We start from the raw sequence: 15,684 nt of genomic DNA on the forward strand, positions 1-15,684 counted from the left end.
GCCGGAACGGATAACCGCCCCCATAGTGGTGACGTCGTGTCCTGTCCATGCGTTCCCGAATGTGCCCGGTAATACCGGAGGGCGACCGAAATTACTTCGGTCGCCCCAGGTCATGAGCGCTATTCGGCTGATGTTGCGTCAGAAAAGAGTGATCACAGCGCCGGGAAGAACAGCTTCAGCTCCCGCTCCGCGGACTCCTCGGAGTCCGAGGCGTGGATCAGGTTCTCCCGGGTGACGGTACCGAAGTCGCCCCGGATGGAGCCGGGCGCGGCGGCAATCGGGTCAGTGGGTCCAGCCAACTGGCGGACACCCTCGATCGCGCGCTCCCCTTCGACGACCAGGGCCACGACCGGGCCGCTGGCCATGAAGCCCATGAGGGGCTCGTAGAACGGGCGCCCGACGTGCTCGGCGTAGTGCTGCTCCAGGATGCTCCGGTCGAGCGTGCGCAGCTCCAGCGCCGAGATCGTCCAACCGGCCTTGCGCTCGATGCGGCCGACGATCTCGCCCACCAGGCCACGCCTGACCGCGTCCGGCTTGAGCAGGACGAGCGTGCGCTGGGTCATGTTGTAACTCCTTGCGGCATACGGGTGCGGTTACCCGAGGCTACAGGGGTCAGGTGTAGCCGGCGCCTCGCCCCCGGGTCCCCGCAGCGGCGGGGAGCAGGACGCCCAGTACGGCGAGCGCAAGGGCAAGGTCGGTTCACCCCCGCAGCGGCGGGGAGGCGGGCGCCGACCAGGTGCCAGTCAAGCACCCGGCCAGCGCACCGTGCGAGCTCAGGCCGAAGCCTCACTCTGGGCGGCCCAGCGGGCCTTGATCTCGTCGATGCGGCGGCCGTAGCGGATCGAGCACCACCACAGACCGGCGAACACCACGCCCAGGATGAACATCATCGGCACGACGAAGCCGCTCAGCACGAGCCCGATCTGCAGGGCCCAGCCGATCTGGACGGCCCCGGGGCGCGAGAGCATCCCGCACAGCAGCACCAACACCAGCATCGCGATCCCGCAGACCGTCCAGACCGCGGCCTGGCTCAGGTCGCCCTTCATGGCAACCAGCCCGGCGAAGCCGATCACGAAGAACTCGGCGATCAGCGTCGAAGCACACAGCGTGCGCATCCCTCAGCCCCTCTTCAGCAGCATGCGGGCCTCGCCCACCGTGATCACGGACCCGGTCACCAGGACCCCGGCCCCTCCGTACTCCGCCTCTTCCTCCGCCAGGGTGATCGCCGCCTCGATGGCGTCGTCCAGCCGCGGCTCCACCTGCACCCGCTCGGCGCCGAAGACCTCGACCGCGATGGCCGCCAGTTCGTCGGCGGAGATCGCCCGGTGGCTGGAGTTCTCCGTGATCACGACCTCGGCGAAGATCGGCTCGAAGGCCTCGAAGACCCCGCGCGCGTCCTTGCCCTCGCTCGCGCCCACGACCCCGACCAGCCGGCTGAAGCCGAAGGCCTCGGTCACCGCCTCCGCCGTGACCTGTGCCCCGGCCGGGTTGTGCGCCGCGTCCAGGACCACCGTCGGGCTGCGCCGCACGACCTCCATGCGGCCGGGCGAGGTCACCGAGGCGAAGGCCTTGCGCACGGTCTCCACGTCCAGGACCCGCGCGTGGTCGGCGCCGATCCCGAAGAAGGCCTCGACCGCCGCCAGCGCCACCGCCGCGTTCTGCGCCATGTGGGCGCCGTACAGCGGCAGGAAGATGCCGTCGTACTCGCCGCCCAGTCCGCGCAGCGTCAGCTGCTGCCCGCCCACCGCGACCTCGCGGGTGACGACGCCGAACTCCATGCCCGCGCGGGCCACGGTCGCGTCGACCTCCACGGCCTTCTTCAGCAGCACCTGCGCCGCGTCCACCGGCTGCTGCGCCAGGATCACGGTGGCGCCCTGCTTGATGATGCCGCCCTTCTCCTGCGCGATCTCGCCGGTGGTGGAGCCGAGCCGGTCCGTGTGGTCCAGGCTGATCGGGGTGACCACGGCGACCGCGCCGTCGATGACGTTGGTGGCGTCCCAGGCGCCGCCCATGCCCACCTCGATCACGGCCGCGTCCACCGGGGCGTCCGCGAAGGCCGCGTAGGCCATGCCGGTGAGGACCTCGAAGAAGGACAGCCGGATCTCCTCGGCCGCGTCCACCATGTCCACGTAGGGCTTGATGTCCTCGAAGGTCTCGACGAACCGCTCGGCACTGATCGGAGCCCCGTCCAGGCTGATCCGCTCGGTGATCGACTGCACGTGCGGGCTGGTGTAGCGCCCGGTGCGCAGCTCGAAGCCGTTCAGCAGGGCCTCGATCATGCGCGAGGTGCTCGTCTTGCCGTTGGTGCCGGTGACGTGGATGGAGGGGTACGCGCGCTGCGGCTCGCCCAGGACGTCCATCAGCGCGGCGATGCGCGTGACGGACGGCTCCAGTTTGGTCTCGCCCCAGCGGCCGGCCAGCTCCTGCTCCACCTCCCGCAGCGCCTTGGCCACCTCGGGGTCGGCGGGCTCTTCGGGTACCGGGTCGCCCTGGGGCGGACCGGCCTGCGTGCGCAGGGTGCGGCTGCCCGCCTCGATCACCGCCAGGTCGGGGTCGCGGTCGGACTCTTCCGCCACGATCTTGTCGAAGGCGTCGAAGTTGTCATCGTGGCTCTCGGGCTGCTGCTCACTCACGGACCCAGTCTACGGACGAGGACCGGGGGGACTTTCGGCCCGGTCGCATCGGGACCTTCGGCTGCCGGTGCGACCTGATCGTTATGCAAGCCTTGCGGACAGGAGATTGGGGAACAAATGCCGCAGGCCAGCATCAACAAGACAGCTTCCAGCCGCGACATAGGGATAGACCTGGGAACCGCCAACACCCTCGTCTACGCACGGGGGCACGGCATCGTCCTCAATGAGCCGTCCGTAGTGGCCGTCAGGGCGGGCACCACCACCGCCCTGGCCGTGGGGACCGAGGCCAAGGAGACCATCGGCCGCACCCCCGGCTCCATCACCGCGATCCGCCCCCTCAAGGACGGCGTGATCTGCGACTACGAGGCCGCCGAGGAGATGATCCGGCACTTCGTGCGCAAGGCCGTCCCCGGCCGCCGGGTCCGCACCCGCATGGTGGTCTGCGTACCGTCCGGGGTCACCCAGGTGGAACGGCGGGCCATCATCCACGCCTCCACCCGGGCCGGAGCCAAGACCGTGCACCTGATCGAGGAGCCGATGGCCGCGGCGATCGGCGCCGGGCTCCCGGTCTCCGAACCGCGCGGCTCGATGGTCGTCGACATCGGCGGCGGCACCTCCGAGGTCGCCGTCATCTCGCTGGGCGGCATCGTCACCTCGCAGTCGCTGCGGGTCGCCGGCGACCGGATGGACGCCGCGATCACCGACTGGGTCCGCAAGGAGCACTCCCTGCTCATCGGCGACCGCACCGCCGAGGACGTCAAGATCGCCATCGGCTCGGCCTGGCCCGTGCCGGACCGGCCGGAGCTGGAGACCGCCGGCTTCACGGTGCGGGGCCGGGAGAAGGTCGGCGGCATGCCCCAGACGCTCCGGCTCGACGCGCGCGACATCCGGACCGCCCTCGACGAGCCGGTCGAGGCGATCATCGCGGCGGTCCGCGCCACCCTGGAGGAATGCCCGCCCGAACTGTCCGGCGACGTCATGGAGCACGGCATCGTCCTGACCGGCGGCGGCGCGCTGCTGCCCGGCCTGGACCTGCGGATGGCCTCCTCGACGGGGATCCCGGTCTTCGTCGCGGACGACCCGCTGGACTGCGTGGCCCTGGGCTCGGGCCGCTGCGTGGAGGACATGGACGCGCTCAGCAGCCTGCTGGCACCGGCGCGGGGCTAGCGGCGGCGGGCGCCCGTGGGCTCAGCCCTTCGGGAGGGTCGCGAGGACCTCGTACGCGTCCTGCGTGCGCGTGGCCGTCAGGGTGCCGCCCAGGCTGCGCACGCGCTCGCACATGCTCGCCGTGCCCGAGCCCGCCGAGACGGGGTCCCTGGTCGGGCTGCGCTGCGCCAGCCCGTTGCGGACGGCGATCCGCAGCTGCGGCCCGTCCGCCGCGATGGACACCTCGACGGTCTCGCCGCGCGCGTGCTTGGCGGCGTTGGTCAGGCATTCCTGCACCACCCGGTAGACCGCCGCCTGGCGCAGCGGCGACAGGGCGTGCACGTCCGGATCCAGGGTCAGCCGTACGGGCGAACCCGCGCGCCCGCTCTCCTCCGCGAGCGCCGCCAGCCCCTCCACGCCCGGGGTGGCCGCCCGCTCCCCGCGCTGCACGATGATCTCGTTGAGCACCAGGTGGGCCCGGCGGGCGGTGTCGGCGAGCTCCTCGAAGTCCTTCGCGTACGCCGTCTCGCGCGAGCGCATCGACAGCACCTCGGAGCGGACCGTCAGCAGGGTCAGCTCGCGCCCGACGAAGTCGTGGACGTCGCGGGCGACGGAGGTCCGCTCCTGCTGGACGGCGTGCAGGACGGCGGACTCGGCCCGCCGGGTGTCGAGCTCGCGCACGAGGTCGTGGCGGTAGGCGGCGATGCCCACGGCCGAGGCGAGGACCCCGATGGGCACGACGATGCTGAGGAAGGAGCTGAGGGTCTGCGCCCGGGACATCGGCCAGCCCGGCACGCACCAGAACAGGCACACCGCGAAGGCCAGGTAGCCGAGGGTGGCGAGGACGCCGGCCCGGCGCCCGCGGAAGCGGCCCACCGAGTACAGCGCGAACTGGATCAGGGTCAGCTCGTGCAGCCAGCCGATGAAGAGCAGCGCGGCGAGGTACGAGACCCAGGGCAGCCGGCGCCGCACCAGCAGGGTGGAGCAGCCGAGCGCCAGGACGACCGCCGCCGCGGGCCCGCCGAGGGAGTTGTCGGCGGCCGCCAGGCCCGGCAGGTCGAGCGCCATCAGGCCCAGGCAGCTGAGAGCCGCGAGCAGGTCCATCGCGCGCGGCGAACCGGCCCAGCCCTGCGCGAGCCGGCGACCGAAGGCCAGGAGCCGGCGGGGCGCCGAGAGGGCGGGCTTGACGTGCATGCCCTCCATCATCCGTGGTCGCCGCCCCCGGATCCGGGGGCGGCGACCACGGATAGGCGTGATTTAGGGCACTTCGGACAGGCCGGAGGTCCCCCCGGCCCGGAGGCCTTCCGCTCTACCCGGGGCCGCACGCGGGCTCGTAGCGTCGGGAGAATGACCACCCACCGGGGAACGACCGCCCACCGGGGACCCGCCACCCCGCGGGGCACCGCACTGCTCCTGCTCATCGGCGGCCTCGTCGGCACCCTGGCCTCCGGCGTCCTGACCTACGACCGCATCCGCACCCTGGAGGACCCGCTCTTCACCCCGGGCTGCAACGTCAACGCGGTGCTGAGCTGCGGCGACGTGATGACCACCTGGCAGGGCAACCTGCTCGGCTTCCCCAACATGCTGCTCGGCCTCGCCGGCTTCGCGGCCCTCGCCGGGCTGGGCACGGCCCTGGTCGCCGGGGCGCTGCTCCCCCGGTGGCTGTGGCGCGGAGTGTGGGCCGGGGTCGCGGCCGGGTTCGCCTTCACGGTGTGGCTGATCAGCCAGTGCCTGTACGTGATCGGGGCCCTGTGCCCGTGGTGCATGGTCGTCTGGGCGGTGATGATCCCGCTGTTCTGGTACGTCACCCGGCACCTGGCCCCGGCCGGCTCCCGGTTGCGGGCGATCCCGCACTGGCTGGTGCCGCTGGCCGCGTACGGCGTGGTCGCGGCGCTCATCCTGACGAGGTTCGGCGCTCAGCTGCTGTGATGCCGGGCCCCTCACGGGGAACAGATACCGCGAAGGCCCCCACGTCGACCGACGGCGTGGGGGCCTTCGCTTGCGTCCTACGGGCGCCCTCAGGCAGCGGGCAGCGCCGCCAGCTGGGCCTTGAGACGGGCGATGTCGTCCTCGGCCTTGGCCAGGCGGCCCTTGATCTTGTCCACGACGTTGTCGGGGGCCTTGGCGATGAACGCCTCGTTCCCGAGCTTCGCCTCGGCCTGCTGCTTCTCCTTCTCGGCGGCGGCCAGGTCCTTGCTCAGCCGCTTGCGCTCCGCCGGGATGTCGATGGTCCCCGACAGGTCGAGCGCGACCGTGGCACCGCCGACGGGCAGGGTCGCCGTGGCGCTGAAGGCGTCGCCCTCCGGCTGGAGGCGCAGCACCTGGCGGATGGCTGCCTCGTGGGCGGCCAGCGTCGTGGTGGAGAGGTCGAGGCGGGCCGGGACCTTCTGCTTGTCGTCGAGGCCCTGCTCCTTGCGGAACCGGCGGACCTCGCGGACCAGGCTCTGGACGCCCTCGATCTCGGCCTCGGCGGCCGCGTCACGGAAGCCACTGTCCTTCGGCCAGTCGGCGATCACGAGGGACTCGCCGCCGGTCAGCGTGGTCCACAGCGTCTCGGTGACGAAGGGGACCACCGGGTGCAGCAGGCGCAGCATGACGTCGAGGACCTCGCCGAGGACCCGGGCGGATGCCTTGGCCGGTTCGCCGCCCGCGAAGAAGGTCGTCTTCGACAGCTCGACGTACCAGTCGAAGACCTCGTCCCACGCGAAGTGGTAGAGCGCTTCGCTGAGCTTCGAGAACTGGTAGTCCTCGTAGAAGGCGTCGGCCTGCGCGACCGTCTCGTTCAGCCGGGACAGGATCCAGCGGTCGGTCGCCGACATCTCCTCGACCGACGGCAGTTCGCCCTCGATCGTGGCGCCGTTCATCATCGCGAAGCGGGTGGCGTTCCAGATCTTGTTGGCGAACTTGCTGGAGGCCTGGACCCAGTCCTCGCCGATCGGGACGTCGACACCCGGGTTGGCGCCGCGCGCCAGGGTGAAGCGGACCGCGTCGGAGCCGTACTTGTCCATCCAGTCCAGCGGGTTGACCGCGTTGCCGAAGGACTTCGACATCTTCTTGCCGCGCTCGTCGCGGACCATGCCGTGCAGGGCGATGGTGTGGAACGGCGGGGTGCCGTCCATCGCGTACAGGCCGAACATCATCATCCGGGCGACCCAGAAGAAGAGGATGTCGTAGCCGGTGACCAGGACGGCGTTCGGGTAGAACTTCGCCAGGCTGTCGGTCTGCTGCGGCCAGCCGAGCGTGGAGAACGGCCACAGGCCGGAGGAGAACCAGGTGTCCAGGACGTCCGTGTCCTGGGTCCAGCCCTCGCCGCTCGGCGGCTGCTCGTCGGGGCCGACGCAGACGATCTCGCCGTTCGGGCCGTACCAGACGGGGATGCGGTGGCCCCACCAGAGCTGGCGCGAGATGCACCAGTCGTGGAGGTTGTCGACCCAGTCGAAGTAGCGCTTCTCCATCTCCTGCGGGTGGATCTTGACCTGGCCGTCGCGGACCGCGTCACCGGCGGCCTTGGCGAGCGGGCCGACCTTGACCCACCACTGGAGCGACAGGCGCGGCTCGATGGTGGTCTTGCAGCGCGAGCAGTGGCCGACCGAGTGCGTGTACGGGCGCTTCTCGGCAACGATCCGGCCGTCGGCGCGCAGCGCGGCGACGATGGCGGAACGGGCCTCGAGCCGGTCCAGGCCCAGGAAAGGGCCGTGGACGGTGATGACGGCGTGCTCGTCCATGACGGCGAGGTTGGGCAGGCCGTGGCGCTGACCGATCTCGAAGTCGTTCGGGTCGTGCGCCGGGGTCACCTTGACGGCGCCGGTGCCGAACTCGGGGTCGACGTGCTCGTCGGCGACGACCGGGATGCGGCGGCCGGTGAGCGGCAGCACGATCTCGGTGCCGACGAGGTGCTTGTAGCGCTCGTCGTCGGGGTGGACGGCGACGGCCGTGTCACCCAGCATCGTCTCGGCGCGGGTGGTGGCCACGACGATGGAGGCGTCGCCCTCCCCGTACCGGATGGAGACGAGCTCGCCCTCGTCGTCCTGGTACTCGACCTCGATGTCGGAGATCGCGGTGAGGCAGCGGGGGCACCAGTTGATGATGCGCTCGGCGCGGTAGATCAGCTCGTCGTCGTAGAGCTTCTTGAAGATGGTCTGGACGGCCTCGGACAGGCCCTCGTCCATGGTGAAGCGCTCGCGCGACCAGTCGACGCCGTCGCCGAGGCGGCGCATCTGGCCGGAGATCTGTCCGCCGGACTCGCCCTTCCACTGCCAGACGCGCTCGACGAAGGCCTCGCGGCCCAGGTCGTGGCGGGACTTGCCCTCCTTGGCGAGCTCGCGCTCGACGACGTTCTGGGTGGCGATGCCGGCGTGGTCCATGCCGGGCTGCCACAGGGTCTCGTAGCCCTGCATGCGCTTGCGGCGGGTGATGGCGTCGATCAGCGTGTGCTCGAAGGCGTGCCCCAGGTGGAGGCTTCCGGTGACGTTCGGCGGCGGGATGACGATGGCGAAGGGGGGCTTGTCGCTCTTCTCGTCCGCCTCGAAGTACCCACGCTCTACCCAGCGCTCGTAGAGCTTCCCCTCTACATCGGCCGGCGCGTACGAAGTCGGCAGTTCGGAGTAGGGGCTGCTGGGTGTCTGCGTGTTCTCGGTCACGAGCCACAGTTTAGGGCCGTAACGGTCCGGTCATGAAACCGGGTTTCCGGGGGCCCGGGGCCTTGCGCCGCCCCGGCTTCCGCCAGGATGTGTGGGACGCATAAACAACCTCATGGGGGGACGCGGGATGAGCTACAACCAGCCGGGACCGTACGGGGGCCAGCAGCCGCAGCAGCCGGGGCCCTACGGACAGCAGCCGCAGCAGCCTCAGCAGCCGAACCCGTACGGCCAGCAGCCCGGCCCCTACGGCCAGCAGCCCGGCGCGCAGCCCGGCTACGGATACCCGCAGCAGGCCCCCCAGGGAGTCCCGCAGCAGGGCTACCCGCAGCAGCAGCCCGGCTTCCCCCAGCAGCAGCAGCCCCCGTACGGCGGCTACCCGCAGCAGCCTCCGTACGGTGGCGGGACGCCCCCGAAGAAGTCCAAGGCGGGCGTGATCATCGCGGTGGTCCTGGCGGTGGCCGTGATCGGCGGCGCCGGCTGGTACTTCACGATGGGCGGTGGCGCCTCGGCCTCGATCTCCGCGGACACCAAGGGCTACAAGCTGGTGGCTCCGGCGTCGGTAGACGAATACAAGAAGAATCCGAAGGGCAAGGCCGAGGAGTTCACCGACAAGGACCGCCAGGAGGCGGAGGCGGTCGGCGTGAAGAACCCGAAGCAGGTCGCCCAGGGCTACCAGTCCGGTGACCCTAAGAACCCGCTGGCCGTCAAGGCGCTCAACTTCGAGGGCGTGTACGGCGAGATCGCCGACCCGGAGAAGGCCGTGGACGCCTACTTCGCCATGGCCAAGGCCAATTCGATGAAGAGCGCCGACGACGGGGAGGCGGAACTAGTCGGCTCCCCCAAGGTGATGGAGCCAGCCGGCTTCAAGGGCGCGGTGATGAAGTGCCAGGAACTCAAGATCACTCCGAAGAAGTCCGCGAACAACCCACTAACGAAGCCCTTCACCGTCCCGGTCTGCATCTGGGGTGACTACAGCACCCTGTCCGTCGTGACCATGATGGACTTCGCCTCCATCATGGGCGGCGCCCAGAGCTTCACCCTGGATCAGACGGCGGGCTATACCGCGAAGCTCTACAACACGGCTCGCTCAAAGGCCTGATCGCCAGCGGCCTGCATGGGCACTCGTCTCCATGCAGGCCGGCCGCGGCCAGAGGGCTACCAGCCCGCGCGGTTGCACGCCGTGACGGCGTGTTCCTGCCTGACCCCAATGCCTGTCAACCCGTAGTAGCACTGCCCCCAGCGTCCTGGGTTGAAAAAGGGGTTGGCGCTACCCGCCTTGCAGGCGGCCTCTACCTTCGGGCCTATCCTGTAGTTCTGTGTGTGCAGGTAGAACTGGCAATCACCCTGATCAGCCGACGCCGGTGTGGCCGCCACCATCGGCAGCACGGTAGCGGCGACAGTCACCGCCAGGGCTCCCATGACACGGTTGAACTTCACGCTCTTACCTCTCGATCGAAAACGGTTCGAGGCAAAGCCGATCAAGGAAATGTGCGTCACGCCAGGCCATGGCGAACTTATGTCTGATTACAGCGCAAGGTAGGCCGACCGCAGAAGGGGCGCCCCCGGTCGGGGGCGCCCCTTCTGCGTACGCGTAACCGGTCGGCGGCTACGCCGACTTCTCGTGCGGGCCCTGGTCCTTCGGGACGATCCGCGGGACCAGCGTCGGGTTGACGTTGGAGCGGACCACGTCCGAGGTGATGACCACGCGGGCCACGTCCTTGCGGGACGGGACCTCGTACATCACCGACATCAGGACCTCTTCCATGATGGCGCGCAGGCCGCGCGCGCCGGTCTGGCGGAGGATCGCCTGGTCGGCGATGGCCTCGAGGGCCTCGCGCTCGAAGTCCAGCTCCACGCCGTCGAGTTCGAACAGCCGCTGGTACTGCTTCACCAGGGCGTTGCGCGGCTCGATGAGGATCTGGAGCAGGGCCTCGCGGTCCAGGTTGTGGACCGAGGTGATGACGGGGAGACGGCCGATGAACTCGGGGATCATCCCGAACTTCACCAGGTCCTCCGGCATGACCTCCTGGAACTGGTTGCTCGCCTCGATCTCGCGCTTCGAGCGGATGGTCGCCCCGAAGCCGATGCCCTTGGCGCCGGCGCGGGACTCGATGATCCGCTCCAGGCCGGAGAAGGCGCCGCCCACGATGAACAGCACGTTCGTCGTGTCGATCTGGATGAATTCCTGGTGCGGGTGCTTGCGGCCGCCCTGCGGCGGTACCGAAGCGGTGGTGCCTTCCAGGATCTTCAGGAGGGCCTGCTGCACGCCCTCGCCGCTCACGTCGCGCGTGATCGACGGGTTCTCGCTCTTGCGGGCGACCTTGTCGATCTCGTCGATGTAGATGATCCCGGTTTCGGCCTTCTTGACGTCGTAGTCGGCCGCCTGGATCAGCTTGAGCAGGATGTTCTCGACGTCCTCGCCGACGTACCCGGCCTCCGTCAGCGCCGTCGCGTCCGCGATGGCGAACGGGACGTTGAGCATCCGGGCGAGCGTCTGGGCCAGCAGCGTCTTGCCCGAGCCCGTGGGGCCGAGCAGGAGGATGTTGGACTTCGCGAGCTCGATCGCGTCGTCACGGCCCGTCCCGCCGCCGTTCTCGCCGGCCTGGACGCGCTTGTAGTGGTTGTACACCGCGACGGAGAGCGCCTTCTTCGCCGGCTCCTGGCCGACGACGTAGCTCTCCAGGAACTCGTAGATCTCACGGGGCTTGGGAAGTTCTTCCCAGCGAACCTCGGAGGTCTCCGCGAGTTCCTCTTCGATGATCTCGTTGCAGAGGTCGATGCACTCGTCGCAGATGTACACACCGGGTCCCGCGATGAGCTTCTTCACCTGCTTCTGGCTCTTTCCGCAGAACGAGCACTTGAGCAGGTCGCCGCCGTCACCGATGCGTGCCACGAGGTGCTTCCCCTTCGCCTGGGAGACGCCTGGTTCAGCGCTCCTGGTGCCTCATATCCGACGGTACCTTGCCGGGGGCCCCGTGCGGGGCCCCCTTGACGTGGTTCACATCGCCCAATGCGGCGAGGTGCCCGCGCCAACTGGCGGCAAGGATCAGTTCGAAGTCTTACGGGTCGCGACGACCTGGTCGATCAGGCCGTACGCCAGCGCGTCCTGGGCCGTCAGGATCTTGTCGCGCTCGATGTCGTCGCGGATCTTCTCGATCGGCGTCGAGGAGTGCGTGGCCAGCATGTTCTCCAGCTGGTCGCGCATGCGCAGGATCTCGTTGGCCGCGATCTCCAGGTCGGAGAGCTGCTCACGGCCGGTGCCGCCCGAGGGCTGGTGGATCAGCACGCGGGCGTTCGGGAGCGCCATGCGCTTGCCGGGCGCACCGGCGGCGAGCAGGACCGCGGCGGCGGAGGCCGCCTGGCCCATGCAGACCGTCGAGATGTCCGGCTTCACGAACTGCATCGTGTCGTAGATCGCCGTCAGCGCGGTGAAGGAGCCGCCGGGGCTGTTGATGTACAGGTAGATGTCGCGGTCCGGGTCCATCGACTCCAGGCACAGCAGCTGCGCCATGACGTCGTTGGCGGAGGCGTCGTCGATCTGCACGCCGAGGAAGATGATGCGCTCTTCGAAGAGCTTCGCGTAGGGGTCGTACTCGCGGACGCCCTGCGAGGTGCGCTCGACGAAGCGCGGGATGACGTAGCGGTTGTCCACCGGCGCGCCGGTGTAGAGGCCGCTCGCGGGAGAGAGGTTGTTCATGTGCATCTGAGTGTTCACCGTCCTGGTGGCGTTCTGCGGGCTGAGGCTTGCCTGGTGCGGGCGGGCGTACGAGCCCCCGTAGGGGGATCCCGTACGCCGGGCCGGGGCCGGGATCAGGCCCCGGTGCCGCCGCCGCCCGGGACCAGCGACGCGGCGGAGATGATCTCGTCGATGAGGCCGTATGCCTTGGCCTCTTCCGCCGTGTACCAGCGGTCGCGGTCGCCGTCGCGGATGATCGTCTCCACGGTCTGGCCGGAGTGGTGCGCGGTGATCTCAGCCATGCGCTGCTTCGTGCGCAGCAGGTACTGGGCCTGGATCTTGATGTCCGAGGCGGTGCCGCCGATGCCGGCGGAGCCCTGGTGCATCAGGATGTCGGTGTTCGGGAGCGCGAAGCGCTTGCCCGCGGTGCCGCCGGTGAGCAGGAACTGGCCCATGGAGGCCGCCATGCCCATACCGATGGTGACCACGTCGTTCGGGATGTACTGCATGGTGTCGTAGACCGCCATGCCGGCCGTCACCGAGCCACCGGGGCTGTTGATGTACAGGTAGATGTCCTTCTCCGGCTCGGCGGCCAGGAGCAGGAGCTGCGCAGTGATCTTGTTGGCGATGTCATCGTCGACCTGCTGGCCGAGGAAGATGATGCGCTCGCCGAGCAGCCGGTTGTAGACATGGTCGCCGAGGCCGCCACCGATGGACGGCTCACCCGCGGCGTAAGGCTTCAGATTCGTCACGTATCCACCTGCTCGTCTCCGACGGCCATGTGCCGTCTCAGCGTCTCGTTCTGGGGCGCGGACCTGCCGTGCGGACGATGTCCACCGGCGTCGGGTACTCCCGTGCCCTCGTATTCATGGACCCTAACGCGCAGCTACGACAACGCCATCCCGCTTCCCGAACTGTTCGCTCGGAGCGCAAGGTCAGAGGCCCCTCACGGAGGGTCTCGGGAGAGTCCCGGGGAGGGTCTCCCGGAGTGCGTCCCACGGGAAGGCCGAAGGGCCCGGACGCGATGGCGTACGGGCCCTCCGGGCCGTGCTCTGGTACTGCTCAGCGGGGGTGACCCCAGGTGTTACTTGGCCTCGTCGGCAGCGATCTCGCCGTCGGCCTCGACCACGTTCTCGACGGTCTCGGCGGCCTGCTCGACCGCGTTCTCGTCGTCCTCGTCGTCGGAGAGGTCGACGACCTCACCGTTGGTGTCGGTGACCTTGGCGGCCTCGACGACGGCCGCGAGGGCCTTGCCGCGGGCGACCTCGCCGACGAGCATCGGAACCTGGCCACCCTCGACGACGGCCTGGGCGAACTGGTCGGGGGACATGCCGGAGGAGGCGGCGCGACGCATGAGGTGCTCGGTGAGCTCCTCCTGGTTCACGTTCAGCTTCTCCTTGTTGACCAGCTCGTCGAGGACGAACTGGGTCTTGATGCCCTTGATCGCCTGCTCGGCGGTCTCGGCGTCGAACTCCTCGACCGTCTTGCCCTGGATCTCGAGGTACTTCTCGATGGTGAGACCCATCTGGCCGAGCTGGTGGTGCTCGAGGTTGTGCTTGCGGGTCTGGACCTCGTCCGCGAGGAGCTTCTCGGGGATCGGGACCTCGACGAGCTCCAGCAGCTTCTCCAGGACGCGCTCCTGGGCCTGCGTGGCCTGGTCGTACTGCTTCATGTTCTCGAGGCGCTTGCGGCTGTCGGCCTTGAGCTCGTCGAGGGTGTCGAACTCGCTCGCCATGCCGGCGAACTCGTCGTCCAGCTCCGGCAGCTCACGGGCGGAAACCTTGGTGACCTTGACGGTGACCTCGGCGTCCTTGCCCTCGGCGGAGCCGCCCTTCAGCTGGGAGGTGAAGGTGGCCTCGCCACCGGCCTCCAGGCCCTTGACGGCCTCGTCGATGCCTTCGAGAAGCTCACCAGAGCCGATGGTGTAGGAGACGTCCTGGGCGACACCGTCCTCCAGCACCTCGCCGTCGACCTTGGCCTCGAGGTCGATGGTGACGACGTCGCCGTCCTCGGCCGCGCGCTCGACGTCCTTGGTGGACGCGAAGCGGCCGCGCAGCTGCTCGACCGACTTCTCGACGTCCTCGTCCGAGACCTCGACGGCGTCCACGGTGACCTCGATGCCGGAGTAGTCCGGGATCTCGATCGCGGGACGGATGTCGACCTCGGCGGTGAAGGCCAGCAGTTCGCCGTCCTTCAGCTCCGTGATGTCGACGTCGGGCTGGCCCAGCGGGTTCAGGTCGGCCTCGTTGACGGCCTCGGTGTAGAACTTCGGGAGGGCGTCGTTGACGGCCTCCTCCAGCACCGCACCGCGGCCGAAGCGCTGGTCGATGACGCGGGCCGGGATCTTGCCCTTGCGGAAGCCCTTCACCGTGACCTGCTGGTTGATCTTCTTGTAGGCCGCGTCGAGGCTGTCCTTGAGCTCCTCGAAGGGCACCTCAACAGTGAGCCGAACCCGAGTCGGGTTCAGGGTCTCCACGGCGCTCTTCACGGTTCGGTCTCCTTGTGGCTGACTGCTGGGGGTCTCTGCTCATCGCCGCGGTCTAGCGGTTCTCAGCGGATCGGGCCCGGTACATCAGACACACGGGCACGCAGCTTGCATAGTAGCCGCAAGCGGCAATCAGCCCACAACGCGATCATCGACGCGGTCCCGGAGAGGGGATCGCGCGATCCTCCTGCTGGTCGGGGTGGCCGGATTCGAACCGACGACCTTCCGCTCCCAAAGCGGACGCGCTACCAAGCTGCGCCACACCCCGTCGGTGCGACACGTAGGGTACATGCCCGAAGACCCTCCGCCGTGCGGAGTTTCGGCGAATGGCCCGCCCGGGACCCGCCGCGACCACACGCGGGCGCGAAATGCTGTGTGCGATCCCCCGCCGGGACCCGCTAGGATGCTGTTCGTGCCGCGGTCCCCGGACCTGCGTCGCACGTGCTGCGGGTGTAGCTCAATGGTAGAGCACTAGTCTTCCAAACTAGCTACGCGGGTTCGATTCCCGTCACCCGCTCAGAGACGCAAAGGGCCAGGTCAGAGGATGTTTCCTCCACCTGGCCCTTCGTCGTTCCCGGGACTCTCCACGTCCTGGACCTGGGCCTGGAACGTGGCGGGCCCGGCCGACCGGCCAGGCATGCGGGACGGATACCGCCTCCGCCACTACCGGTCCCGCCCGGCGACATCATCGCCCGACATCAACGACGCTGGATCTTGGCGTACTTGGACGTCCCTCTCTCCGGTCCTCGCGAAGGGGACGCCGTAGCGCCACGTCCTCGCGGGTTCGGTCGGGCTTCCCGGGGTGCCCTGGGAGGCCCCCGCTCAGAGTTTGATGCCTGCGATCGTGTCCGCGAGGGAGTTCAGGAAGCGGTTCACGTCCGGGGCGATGGAGCTGGACGCGAGGAAGAAGCCGAAGAGGACCGCGACGATCGCGGGGCCGGCCTTGAGGTGGCCTCCGCGGACGAGCACCACGAGGATGATCGCCAACAGGACTACCACTGACAGCGAAATGGCCACTTCTGATCACACCTTCGGTCGTCCCCTGGTCGGCCCGGGGCACGGCCGTGCGCACCCCCACATGGTCCATCCTCCCACCAACACGCC

Annotated in this window: 14 protein-coding genes and 2 tRNA genes; 4 read left to right on the forward strand and 12 right to left on the reverse strand. The window is 69.2% G+C overall.

From position 1 onward, the window contains the following. Nucleotides 1-152 precede the first annotated feature (152 nt). The 3 genes from ndk to folC all read right to left on the reverse strand — a co-directional run bounded on the left by ndk (nucleotide 153) and on the right by folC (nucleotide 2,633). Nucleotides 153-563, reverse strand: a complete 411-nt coding sequence (gene ndk, locus ACODT5_RS31080; RefSeq protein WP_422522457.1) for a nucleoside-diphosphate kinase — start codon at nucleotides 561-563, stop codon at nucleotides 153-155. Between the two features lie 210 nt (nucleotides 564-773). After that, nucleotides 774-1,115 (reverse strand): DUF4233 domain-containing protein, encoded by a 342-nt coding sequence (locus ACODT5_RS31085; RefSeq protein WP_422522458.1) that lies wholly within the window; start codon nucleotides 1,113-1,115, stop codon nucleotides 774-776. A 3-nt stretch (nucleotides 1,116-1,118) separates the two neighbouring features. Further along, on the reverse strand, nucleotides 1,119-2,633 hold the full coding sequence (gene folC, locus ACODT5_RS31090) for a bifunctional tetrahydrofolate synthase/dihydrofolate synthase (RefSeq protein WP_422522459.1): 1,515 nt from the start codon (nucleotides 2,631-2,633) through the stop codon (nucleotides 1,119-1,121). A gap of 117 nt (nucleotides 2,634-2,750) precedes the next feature. Here folC and ACODT5_RS31095 point away from each other — a divergent pair, with 117 nt between their 5' ends. Then, complete coding sequence (locus tag ACODT5_RS31095) at nucleotides 2,751-3,800, forward strand: rod shape-determining protein (protein ID WP_422522460.1); 1,050 nt, start codon at nucleotides 2,751-2,753, stop codon at nucleotides 3,798-3,800. Nucleotides 3,801-3,821: 21 nt separating this feature from the next. Here ACODT5_RS31095 and ACODT5_RS31100 read toward each other — a convergent pair whose 3' ends face one another. Next, the gene (locus ACODT5_RS31100) at nucleotides 3,822-4,973 is read right to left on the reverse strand and encodes a sensor histidine kinase (RefSeq protein ID WP_422522461.1); all 1,152 of its coding nucleotides are present in this window, start codon (nucleotides 4,971-4,973) and stop codon (nucleotides 3,822-3,824) included. A gap of 153 nt (nucleotides 4,974-5,126) precedes the next feature. On the opposite strand from ACODT5_RS31100, the gene ACODT5_RS31105 reads away from it, so the two are divergent. Continuing rightward, nucleotides 5,127-5,708, forward strand: coding sequence for a vitamin K epoxide reductase family protein (locus ACODT5_RS31105; RefSeq protein ID WP_327252744.1), 582 nt, complete (start codon nucleotides 5,127-5,129; stop codon nucleotides 5,706-5,708). An 89-nt stretch (nucleotides 5,709-5,797) separates the two neighbouring features. On the opposite strand, the gene ACODT5_RS31110 is transcribed toward ACODT5_RS31105, so the two are convergent. Continuing rightward, nucleotides 5,798-8,419, reverse strand: coding sequence for a valine--tRNA ligase (locus ACODT5_RS31110; RefSeq protein ID WP_422522462.1), 2,622 nt, complete (start codon nucleotides 8,417-8,419; stop codon nucleotides 5,798-5,800). A 127-nt stretch (nucleotides 8,420-8,546) separates the two neighbouring features. On the opposite strand from ACODT5_RS31110, the gene ACODT5_RS31115 reads away from it, so the two are divergent. Next, complete coding sequence (locus ACODT5_RS31115; RefSeq protein ID WP_422522463.1) at nucleotides 8,547-9,518, forward strand: flagellar basal body-associated FliL family protein; 972 nt, start codon at nucleotides 8,547-8,549, stop codon at nucleotides 9,516-9,518. Nucleotides 9,519-9,574: 56 nt separating this feature from the next. Here the strand turns inward: ACODT5_RS31115 and ACODT5_RS31120 are convergent, their stop codons facing one another. The 6 genes from ACODT5_RS31120 to ACODT5_RS31145 form a co-directional block, all read right to left on the reverse strand. Continuing rightward, the gene (locus ACODT5_RS31120; protein WP_422522464.1) at nucleotides 9,575-9,856 is read right to left on the reverse strand and encodes a hypothetical protein; all 282 of its coding nucleotides are present in this window, start codon (nucleotides 9,854-9,856) and stop codon (nucleotides 9,575-9,577) included. 169 nt (nucleotides 9,857-10,025) lie between these two features. Further along, nucleotides 10,026-11,312 (reverse strand): ATP-dependent Clp protease ATP-binding subunit ClpX, encoded by a 1,287-nt coding sequence (clpX, locus tag ACODT5_RS31125; protein WP_250739478.1) that lies wholly within the window; start codon nucleotides 11,310-11,312, stop codon nucleotides 10,026-10,028. 153 nt (nucleotides 11,313-11,465) lie between these two features. Beyond that, nucleotides 11,466-12,116 carry an ATP-dependent Clp protease proteolytic subunit gene (locus ACODT5_RS31130; protein WP_327252748.1) on the reverse strand — a complete coding sequence of 217 codons (651 nt, stop codon included), beginning with the start codon at nucleotides 12,114-12,116 and terminating at the stop codon, nucleotides 11,466-11,468. Between the two features lie 113 nt (nucleotides 12,117-12,229). Next, nucleotides 12,230-12,847: an ATP-dependent Clp protease proteolytic subunit gene (locus ACODT5_RS31135; RefSeq protein ID WP_243334854.1), complete on the reverse strand. Its 618-nt coding sequence runs from the start codon at nucleotides 12,845-12,847 to the stop codon at nucleotides 12,230-12,232. A gap of 332 nt (nucleotides 12,848-13,179) precedes the next feature. Next, nucleotides 13,180-14,583 carry a trigger factor gene (gene tig, locus ACODT5_RS31140; RefSeq protein ID WP_422522465.1) on the reverse strand — a complete coding sequence of 468 codons (1,404 nt, stop codon included), beginning with the start codon at nucleotides 14,581-14,583 and terminating at the stop codon, nucleotides 13,180-13,182. Nucleotides 14,584-14,771: 188 nt separating this feature from the next. After that, nucleotides 14,772-14,848 (reverse strand) — tRNA-Pro (locus ACODT5_RS31145). 178 nt (nucleotides 14,849-15,026) lie between these two features. Here ACODT5_RS31145 and ACODT5_RS31150 point away from each other — a divergent pair. After that, a tRNA-Gly gene (locus tag ACODT5_RS31150) sits at nucleotides 15,027-15,097 on the forward strand. A gap of 305 nt (nucleotides 15,098-15,402) precedes the next feature. Here the strand turns inward: ACODT5_RS31150 and ACODT5_RS31155 are convergent. After that, the gene (locus ACODT5_RS31155; protein WP_250739483.1) at nucleotides 15,403-15,597 is read right to left on the reverse strand and encodes a hypothetical protein; all 195 of its coding nucleotides are present in this window, start codon (nucleotides 15,595-15,597) and stop codon (nucleotides 15,403-15,405) included. Nucleotides 15,598-15,684: the final 87 nt, after the last annotated feature.

This window comes from Streptomyces tatrensis (assembly GCF_049310065.1).
Taxonomy (GTDB): domain Bacteria; phylum Actinomycetota; class Actinomycetes; order Streptomycetales; family Streptomycetaceae; genus Streptomyces.